The following is an 8,844-nucleotide window of genomic DNA, read 5'->3' on the forward strand; positions in this document are numbered from 1 at the left end:
TGGAACAGGCCGCTCGGACCTACGGCTTCCTCCGGTCACTGAACCTTACTGGGGCACCGATCCACAGTCTCGTGGACTGTATCGCTGTCAATGTATTCCGCTAGTTCCGCCAGTCTACCGAAGAGCGATAGCTGAACTAAAAACTCTGAGTATGTCTGACCGAGCAGAGCACAGGGATACAATCCGTGTCCTCCATGTTGATGACCAACCAGACTTCGCCGAAATGACCACAGCGTTTCTTGAACGAGAGAGTGACCGATTCGACACTGAAACGGTAAGTAGTGCGAGCGAGGGGCTGAATCGTCTTGCTGAATCCACATTTGATTGCGTCATTTCCGACTATGAAATGCCCGGGCAGAACGGCGTTGAGTTCCTCCGAGCTGTTCGTGAGGAGTGGCCTGATCTACCGTTTATTCTGTTTACTGGCAAAGGGAGTGAAACCGTCGCCAGTGACGCAACCTCTGCAGGAGTCACTGATTATTTGATCGCGTCGCAAAGCCGTTTAATCTCGTTACGGTAATATTTACTGTAATATCTTCTGTGGCTCGATAAAGCAGTAATCGGCCGTGATAAGCGGTGTATCCTCCGTTTAATTTGATGGAATCGGACTCAGTTTGTCGTGAGATAGGGAACCGAGCAAACTCTAGAGGACTTTGCGACACGACCAATTGTTTGAATACCACAAGACTACTGTCGTCGAATCTGTTGTTCGCCCGACGTTCGAGCACGCACCGCTCTCGGGCCCCGTTGAGGTTACGGGAGGCCGCTCACTCGACAGGCTCCGGGAGGAACGGCGTCGGATCGTCATGGACGAACCGGACTGTGTCGTCGTTCAATCGACGGCAGAAGAGGCGCACGGCCCCCGCCTCTCTGATCGATTCGAGTTTCTCCGCTGCCTGGCTCGGATCGTAGTACGCGGGGACGAAGACAGCCGTTTCGCTCTCGGGCGCAATTTCGACGACCAGCACGTAGACCAGTTCGTTTCCCTCCGCCCGGAACACCTCGACGTCTCGAAACTGTTGGTCGTCGACGAGCGACTCTAGCTCCTCGAACTCCGAGCCGGGGAGGACGACGTCAAGGCCGGTCCGACGGTCCGAGTCGACCAAGACTGAATCGCCGGGATGGAGTTCGAGCGTCGTCCACCCGCGCTCTCGGTACTTCGTCGCGGTCGCTTCCATGTCCTCGATGACGGCGGACCATCCATCTCCCGCCTGTACGTTCGTGGGCACGTCGCCGCCTGCGGGTTCGTTCATACCAGCAGACGCTGGGGTAGCCGTATAAATGATTTCACTGTCCCCAAGATATATTTCCGTGAGGCTCGCTACCGCCGATAGTGACCGATCTGCTCTCGCTTTCCGCGCTCCAAACTCAGTTCAGAACCGAACGGGGCGCGGTCAAGGCCGTCGACGGTATTGACCTCTCGATTGAGCACGGAGAGACCGTCGGCCTCGTGGGTGAGTCGGGTTCCGGAAAGAGCGTCACCGCCCTCTCTGCGATGGACCTCGTCGACGACCCCGGCGACATCGTCGGTGGCCGGATCACCCTCGCGGATCCGGGGCTCGCAACCTCCCTCCTCAACGAGTTCGACGATGCGTACGTTCCGTACCCGTCCGGGCTGATCGATGCGATCGCGGCTGTGAGCAGCGGGCTTCGCGCCGGACGGCGCGTTCCCGACACCCCTGCTGAGCTTCGCGGAATGGTCGATGACATCGCCGCCGAAGCGGACCCAGACGACCTTGCGAGCCACCTCAGAACTGCCGCAGAGCGTCTCAAAACCGACGCCGACCCGAAGACCGTCGGTGACGATCTTGAGGCCGCACTCGCCGACGCCGTCGACGGCTTCGTGTTCCTCGATGCCGACGCCCGAGAGCGGATCCGCGCCGGCGCGAAGCCGAGCGATGTTGATATCGACGAGGGAATAATCGACGTGACGGCAGCCCCCGAGGCGGCCGTCCGCCGGATCCGCGGCGGCGAGATGGGGATGATCTTCCAAGACCCGATGACCTCTCTCAACCCGGCGGTCACCGTCGGCGAGCAGATCGCCGAGTCACTGCGGCTCCACCGGTACGGCGGTCAAAAACACGACTCGTGGCTCAATGGGGTCCGCGAGATCCTTCCGAAATTCGGAGGTCGAGACGGTGAAGAAGAGGTGATGGACGAAGTTGTCAGGATGCTTCAGGCGGTCGGCATTCCGGAAGCGAAACAGCGCTTGGAAGACTATCCACACGAGTTCTCCGGAGGGATGCGCCAGCGCGTGCTCGTCGCTATCGCCTTAGCCTGCCGGCCGAACCTCCTCATCGCCGACGAACCGACGACCGCACTCGACGTGACGATTCAGGCGCAGATCCTCGATCTGATCGACGACCTCCAAGAAGAGTTCGGGATGTCAGTCTTGATGATCACCCACGACCTCGGCGTCGTGGCCGAAACCTGTGACCGCGTGGCCGTAATGTACGCCGGCGAGATTGTCGAGGAAGGCCCCGTAGAAGAGATCTTCTCCAATCCCAGCCATCCCTACACCTACACGCTGCTCGAATCGATCCCCACCGAAGAAAAAGAGCGACTGACACCGATTGAGGGGAACGTTCCTGACCTGATCGGCATGCCCGACGGGTGCCATTTCGCGCCGCGCTGTCCCTGGGCCGAACCCCAGTGCCGCGAGGGGGAGATTCCATATCTCCAGCACGGCCCGAACGATGTCGACCACCGGTCGAAATGCGTCCACGACGAGTTTGATAAGGATATGTACGGGACCGACGAACCCGCCGCTGGTTCCAGATCTGCCATCGGCGACCCGCTTGTCAAGATCCGCGAGATGCGGAAGTACTACCAACAGGAGGATGGCGCGCTCGACCGGATGTTCGGCGGCGGTGACTCGAGCGTCAGGGCCGTCGACGGGATCAATCTCGATGTCCACGAGCGGGAGACGCTGGGACTCGTCGGCGAGTCCGGTTGCGGGAAGTCCACAGCGGGACAAGCGATCCTCCACCTGGACCCGCCGACCGACGGGAGGGTCGTGTTCGCTGGTGAGGACCTCGGATCGCTCTCGAAATCGGATCTGCGTAAGCGCCGGAAAGACATGCAGATGGTGTTCCAAGATCCGATGTCGAGCCTCGACCCGCGGATGACAGCCGGCCAGACGATCATGGAACCGCTGAAGATTCACGGCCTCGCCGAGGGACGCCACCGCGAGCGCGTCTTCGAGCTGATGGACGCGGTCGGGTTAGAGCGCGGCCAATTCGGCCGATACCCACACGAGCTTTCCGGCGGTCAGCGTCAGCGGGTCGGCATCGCGCGATCCCTAGCGGTGGATCCCGACTTCATCGTCGCCGACGAGCCGGTGTCGGCGCTCGATGTGTCCGTTCAGGCGCAGATCATTAACCTGCTGGAGGACCTCCAAGAGGAGTTCGGGCTCACCTTCCTGTTCATCGCCCACGACCTGAGCGTTGTCCGCCACATCTCCGACCGGGTGGCGGTGATGTACCTTGGCGAGATAGTTGAGGTCGCCGAGACGGACGAACTGTTCGAGACGCCGAAACACCCATACACTAGAGCGCTCCTGTCCGCGATCCCGGAGCCCGACCCCCTCGCCGACACAGACGATCGAACGATTCTTAAAGGGGATGTCCCGTCACCGATCAACCCACCCTCCGGCTGTCGGTTCCGCACCCGCTGTCCATCGGTCATCCCGCCGGAAAACCTAGACATCAACCAGGAGCGCTATCGCGAGGTAATGTTCTACCGACAGCGGTTAGAAGCGAGAGATATCGACCTCGACGCCATCGAGTCGGAGGTCCGAATCGAAGACGAGTCGGCGCGGACCGCCGTCGCCGACGGCGGCGAACATCCGACGCTCTTCGAGTACTTCTTCGACGGTCCGCTCTCGGGGGAGGCGCGAGCGGTCGTGGCCGAGTCCTTCGAACAGATCAAACACGACCGGTGGGACCAGGCAGAGGCCACACTCTGCGAGACGTTCGAGAGCGTCTGTGAACGAGACAACCCCGAACTCGGTGAGAGCGGTCATCCCGCTGCGTGCCATCTATACGATGAGTGACCTGTTGACAAGTGACTACAGGACCACTCAGCCGGAGCTTATGACGCGATTTTGTCCTGTCGCTCCACCAGAATTATTTACCTAGCTCATATATGCCGATGTATGTGTCCTGATACCACAGGTACGTCACGACGCAGCTTCTTACAACGAGCGGGCGGCGCGACGGTAGCGACGGCATCGGTCGCCTCTCTTGCCGGGTGTGGCGGCGACGGTGGCGACGGCGGCGACGGTAGCGACGGCGGCGACGGTAGCGACGGCGGCGACGACAACGGCGGCGACGACACGACCTCGCTCCGCTACGGCCGCGGTGCTCACTCCAGTACCCTCGACCCGCAGAACACGACCAGCGGTGAGGTCGCGAAGGTCACCAATCAGGCGTACGAGGGGCTGATCGCCTTCCAACCGGGCGAAGCGTCGCTCGTCGAGTCGCTCGCCACTGACTGGTCGCTTGACGGCGACTCGGTGACGCTCACGCTACGAGAGGGGGTGAGCTTCCACGACGGGTCGGAGTTCACCGCCGACGACTTCATCGCCACGTACCGACGGTTCGTCGACGACGACTACGAGTACCACTTCGCGGACTCCTCCGTCTACGGGCCGTTCACCCTCGGCAACTGGATCGACAGCATCGAGGCCCCGGGCGACTACGAACTCTCGATCACGCTGACCCAGACGTACGCGCCGTTCCTCCGCAACCTCGCGATGTTCGCGGCCGTCGTCATCTCGCAGGACGCGATCGAGGGCGACACGAACCTCGGAGAGGAGATGGTCGGGACCGGCCCGTTCCAGCTCGAGACCCTCGACGACGCCAACAACCGCATCCGGCTCACCACCTTCGACGACTACTGGGGCGAGGCCCCGAACGTCGACCGGGTGCTGTTCCTCACCCGCGGGCAGAACTCCACGCGTGCGCAGGCGCTCGTTGAGGAAGAACTCGACATCATCGACGGGCTCGACCCTGACAGCATGCAGATCGTCGACGGGTCCGACACCGCGGAGAGCCGAACGGCGACGGGGATCAACATCGGTTACATGGCGTTCAACCTCTCGCGGGTTGAGGCGTTCCGCGACCGCCGGGTCCGCCGCGCGATCAGCTACGCCATCGACACTCAGGCGATCGTCGAGAACATCTACTCCGGGATCGCCACGCAGGCCGAGCAGCCGATCCCGCCCGCGCTGTTCGGGCACAACGACGACATCAGCCCCTACGAGTACGATCCCGAACAGGCGCAGAGCCTCCTCGATGAGGCCGGCTACGGCGACGGGTTCTCGTTCTCGCTGACGACTTTCCAGAACCCCCGCGGGTACAACCCGGCGCCGCTGCCGACCGCGCAAACGATCCGTTCGAACCTCGCCGAGGTCGGCATCGAGGTGTCGATCGACGACCGGCAGTTCTCCGACTACCTCACGTACACCAGCCAGGGGAGCCACGACGCGACGCTCGCCGGTTGGTACACCGACAACGCAGACCCCGACAACTTTTGTTACGTCCTCCTCCACCCGCAGACCGACGTGCCGGAGGGGCAGGACTGGGTCTCCTGGGACACCGAGGGGTTCAACACCTCGAACAACGCCGCGTGGGCTAACAGCGAGTACATGAGCGTCGTTGAGGAAGCCCAGCGGACCACGAATCAAGAGGACCGCGCCGAGCTGTACCAAGAGGCCGCCCAGATTGCGCACGACGAGGCGCCGTGGGTGTTCCTCGACTACGCCGACGAGGTTCGCGGCGTCTCCAACCGCGTGAACAACTACAGCGTCGCCGCGATCGGCGGGCCGTTCCTCGAACAGGTCGAGCTCGAGTAACTAGCGCCGAGCGCAGACTTTTTGACCGTCCCACGCGCCCATTTCTCTGAATGGTCTCCAAACGCTTCGTCCTCAAACGGCTGCTCATGCTGTTCCCCGTGCTGTTCGGGGTCGCGACGGTGGTCTTCGCTATTCTCCACCTCTCGCCGGGCGATCCCGCCGTGGTCATCGCCGGCGACCGAGCGAGCCAGGAGTTCGTCAATCAGGTCCGCTCGGACTTGGGGCTCGACGACCCGCTCTGGCAGCAGTACGTTCGCTTCCTCGGCGAGGTGGCGACGTTCGACTTCGGCCAGTCTTATCAGGTGAACCGGGGCGCGGCGGTGAGCCAGATCCTCGCGGATCGCCTCCCGATCACGATCGAACTCGCGTTGCTCGGACAGTTCGCTGGCCTCCTGTTCGGGCTCCCGCTGGGTATTCTCAGCGCGGTCAAACAGGACACGTGGACTGATCATCTCACACGCATTGGCGCGCTGAGCGGGATCAGCGTCCCGATCTACTGGAGCGGTCCGCTGCTCATCCTGCTCTTCGCGCAGTTCCTCGGGCTTCTCCCGACCAGTGGTCGAATCGGCTCCGAGTACTTCGTTGAACCGGTCACGGGGCTTATTCTCGTCGACACGCTATTGGCGGGGAACGTCGCAGCGTTCCAGTCCGCGGTCGTTCACCTCCTCTTGCCGGTGGTGGTGCTCGGGATCTATCAGATGGCGCTGCTCTCGCGGATGATGCGCTCGTCGATGGTCGAGGTGATCCGCCAAGATTACATGCGAACCGCGCGCGCGAAGGGACAGGGCTCGAAGATCACCGTCATGAAACACGGCCTCCGCAACGCCTTCATCCCCGTCATCACTGTGGTCGGCATCCAGTTCGGATCGCTGCTCGGCGGCGCGGTGCTCACGGAGACTGTCTTCGAGATCAACGGCATCGGCACGCTGCTCGTCGACGCGATCAACCGTAGCGACTACCCTGTCGTCCAGGGTACCGTCCTCGTCTTCGCCGTATTGTACACGCTCGTTAACCTGGGCGTTGACCTCACCTACTCGGTTCTCGATCCACGTATCGAACAATGAGCACAGAGACACAGACCGGCGCCGTCGACCGAAGCATTGTTGAGCGGCTGCGCGCGAGCCCGTTCCTCTCGCAGCTCTCCTCGAACCGACTCGCGATCACCGGGATCATCATCATCGTGAGCGTCGTCCTGATCGCGGTCTACGCGCGGATCACCTACGACCTCAGCGAGCTCACGGCGACCCAGTTCGGGACGAATCCCGCTGAATCCCCGCCCAGCTCGGAGTACCTCTTCGGCACGGACGGGCAGGCCCGCGACATCTTCCCGCGCGTGATGTACGGGGCCTGGTACGCGGTCCTCTACGGAACGGTCACCGTCGTCGCGTCGACGTTCCTCGGGGTGAGTCTGGGGATCGTCGCCGCGTACTACGGTGACCTGACCGACAACGTCATCATGCGGACGATGGACGTCCTGCTGTCGTTCCCGTCGCTGCTCTTAGCGCTCGCGCTCGTCACCATCTTCCCGGAAGAGCTGGGCCTGTGGCGGGCCGTCGGGGCGCTAACGCTCGTCTACACGCCCCGGTTCGCCCGCGTCGTCCGCGGGGCCGCGCTGAAGGTGCTCGAAGACGAGTACACCGACGCCACGCGGGCGCTGGGCGCGACGGACCCGCGGCTGCTCGTTCGTCACGTCCTCCCGAACTGCCTCGCGCCGATAACGGTCCAGTCGACACTCAATTACGGGCTCGCGATCATCGACATCGCCGCGCTGTCGTTCCTTGGCTTCGGTGCCAGTCCAGGGGAACCAACGTGGGGCATGATGCTTTCGAACGGTGTCGAGTTCGGGCTGTTCTCCGGGGCGTGGTGGTGGTCCTTCTTCCCCGGCCTGCTGCTCGCGCTGACGGTGCTCGGATTCAACCTCCTCGGTGACGGGATGCGCGACGCGCTCGACCCCCGGATGCGAGAGACCGTTGACTGACCGCGACGGACGGCCGTCCGGACGGACGGTCGCGCGGTGGGTCTGCATCGGCAGCCTCCTCGGGCTCGTCGTCGCGAGCGCGCTCTTCCCATTCGCCGGGGCGCGGCGAGCGACCGACACCTCGTTCGCACTCGGCGTGTTGCTGTTCGGCTTCGGCGTCGCGACGTGGGGCGGCGCGGTCGGGTTCGGCGACTCGATGTCGGCGGTTCAAAGCCATCTCGGAGGCGAGTCTGCGTGGAGCCGCGAGGGCGCGCGACAGGCGTTCGCCGTGTTGACTTGGGTCGGCGCGGGCTGGGTGGGGACTGCGGTCGCGGCGTCGATACTGCTTGTCGGCGTGTAAACGAGACCCACTCCGATAACCCCGTCCCGACAGGATGGTCCACCCTTGGGGGCGGCCATGAGTGCTGTGTTGACTCGATAGAAACGCTGTTACTCTATTAAATCGTGAAACCAGTCGATCACACCGGATTTGAGTGAAAGTGTCTGCTTGGGAAAGGTGTGGAAGCTGGCGGCGCCCCGTCGTGGGGGGGCGGCGCCACGTGCCTCCAGTGAAGATACCGCCAGCTATTCTGGAGCAGCAGGCTCACCACAAACATTACCAGCCGTAGCCCAGCGTCCTGAGAATTGGTGAATGCGAGGCTTTGCTTAGCTAATCGGTGAGCGTGTCGTAACATCGCTCTTGTAGCGTAGATTGTTGGTGAGTCACAGCACAGTTTCGAGGATGGTTTTGAGCGCTTCCTCACCCGGTTTGCGAAACACTTCGGTCGTGTCACAAAGTCCTCTAGAGTTTGCTCGGTTCCCTATCTCACGACAAACTGAGTCCGATACCATCAAATTAAACGGCGGATACACCGCTTATCACGGCCGGTTACTGCTCTATCGAGCCCGCTCTTCGGTAGACTGGCGGAACTAGCGGAATACATTGACAGCGATACAGTCCACGAGACTGTGGATCGGTGCCCCAGTAAGGTTCAGTGACCGGAGGAAGCCGTAGGTCCGAGCGGCCTGC

6 protein-coding genes and 4 pseudogenes are annotated in these 8,844 nt (G+C 62.4%); 7 read left to right on the forward strand and 3 right to left on the reverse strand.

Features of this window, described 5'->3' with window-relative positions:
* Positions 1–104, forward strand: a pseudogene (locus EXE41_RS18020) (IS1595 family transposase); the annotation flags it as partial.
* Between the two features lie 47 nt (positions 105–151).
* Positions 152–484 (forward strand): annotated as a pseudogene (locus EXE41_RS18025) (response regulator); the annotation flags it as partial.
* A 283-nt stretch (positions 485–767) separates the two neighbouring features.
* On the opposite strand, the gene EXE41_RS18030 reads toward EXE41_RS18025, so the two are convergent.
* A complete protein-coding gene (locus tag EXE41_RS18030; protein ID WP_086216923.1) occupies positions 768–1,253 on the reverse strand; it encodes a hypothetical protein in 486 nt (161 codons plus the stop codon).
* 80 nt (positions 1,254–1,333) lie between these two features.
* Here EXE41_RS18030 and EXE41_RS18035 point away from each other — a divergent pair, with 80 nt between their 5' ends.
* The 5 genes from EXE41_RS18035 (at position 1,334) to EXE41_RS18055 (ending at position 8,175) form a co-directional block, all read left to right on the forward strand.
* Positions 1,334–4,054: a dipeptide ABC transporter ATP-binding protein gene (locus EXE41_RS18035; protein ID WP_137691726.1), complete on the forward strand. Its 2,721-nt coding sequence runs from the start codon at positions 1,334–1,336 to the stop codon at positions 4,052–4,054.
* A 102-nt stretch (positions 4,055–4,156) separates the two neighbouring features.
* Positions 4,157–5,857, forward strand: coding sequence for an ABC transporter substrate-binding protein (locus EXE41_RS18040; RefSeq protein ID WP_137691727.1), 1,701 nt, complete (start codon positions 4,157–4,159; stop codon positions 5,855–5,857).
* Positions 5,858–5,907: 50 nt separating this feature from the next.
* A complete protein-coding gene (locus tag EXE41_RS18045; RefSeq protein ID WP_086216926.1) occupies positions 5,908–6,921 on the forward strand; it encodes an ABC transporter permease in 1,014 nt (337 codons plus the stop codon).
* Positions 6,918–7,835: an ABC transporter permease gene (locus EXE41_RS18050; RefSeq protein WP_086216927.1), complete on the forward strand. Its 918-nt coding sequence runs from the start codon at positions 6,918–6,920 to the stop codon at positions 7,833–7,835. Before EXE41_RS18045 ends, EXE41_RS18050 begins: the two co-directional genes overlap by 4 nt.
* Entirely contained in the window at positions 7,828–8,175 is a 348-nt protein-coding gene (locus EXE41_RS18055; protein ID WP_086216928.1) for a hypothetical protein, read from the forward strand. Before EXE41_RS18050 ends, EXE41_RS18055 begins: the two co-directional genes overlap by 8 nt.
* A 175-nt stretch (positions 8,176–8,350) precedes the next feature.
* Here the strand turns inward: EXE41_RS18055 and EXE41_RS18060 are convergent.
* A pseudogene (locus EXE41_RS18060) lies at positions 8,351–8,494 on the reverse strand (ISH3 family transposase); the annotation flags it as partial.
* A gap of 250 nt (positions 8,495–8,744) precedes the next feature.
* Positions 8,745–8,844: pseudogene (locus EXE41_RS18065) on the reverse strand (IS1595 family transposase); the annotation flags it as partial.

This window comes from Halorubrum sp. SD690R (assembly GCF_005435035.1).
GTDB lineage: Archaea > Halobacteriota > Halobacteria > Halobacteriales > Haloferacaceae > Halorubrum > Halorubrum ezzemoulense.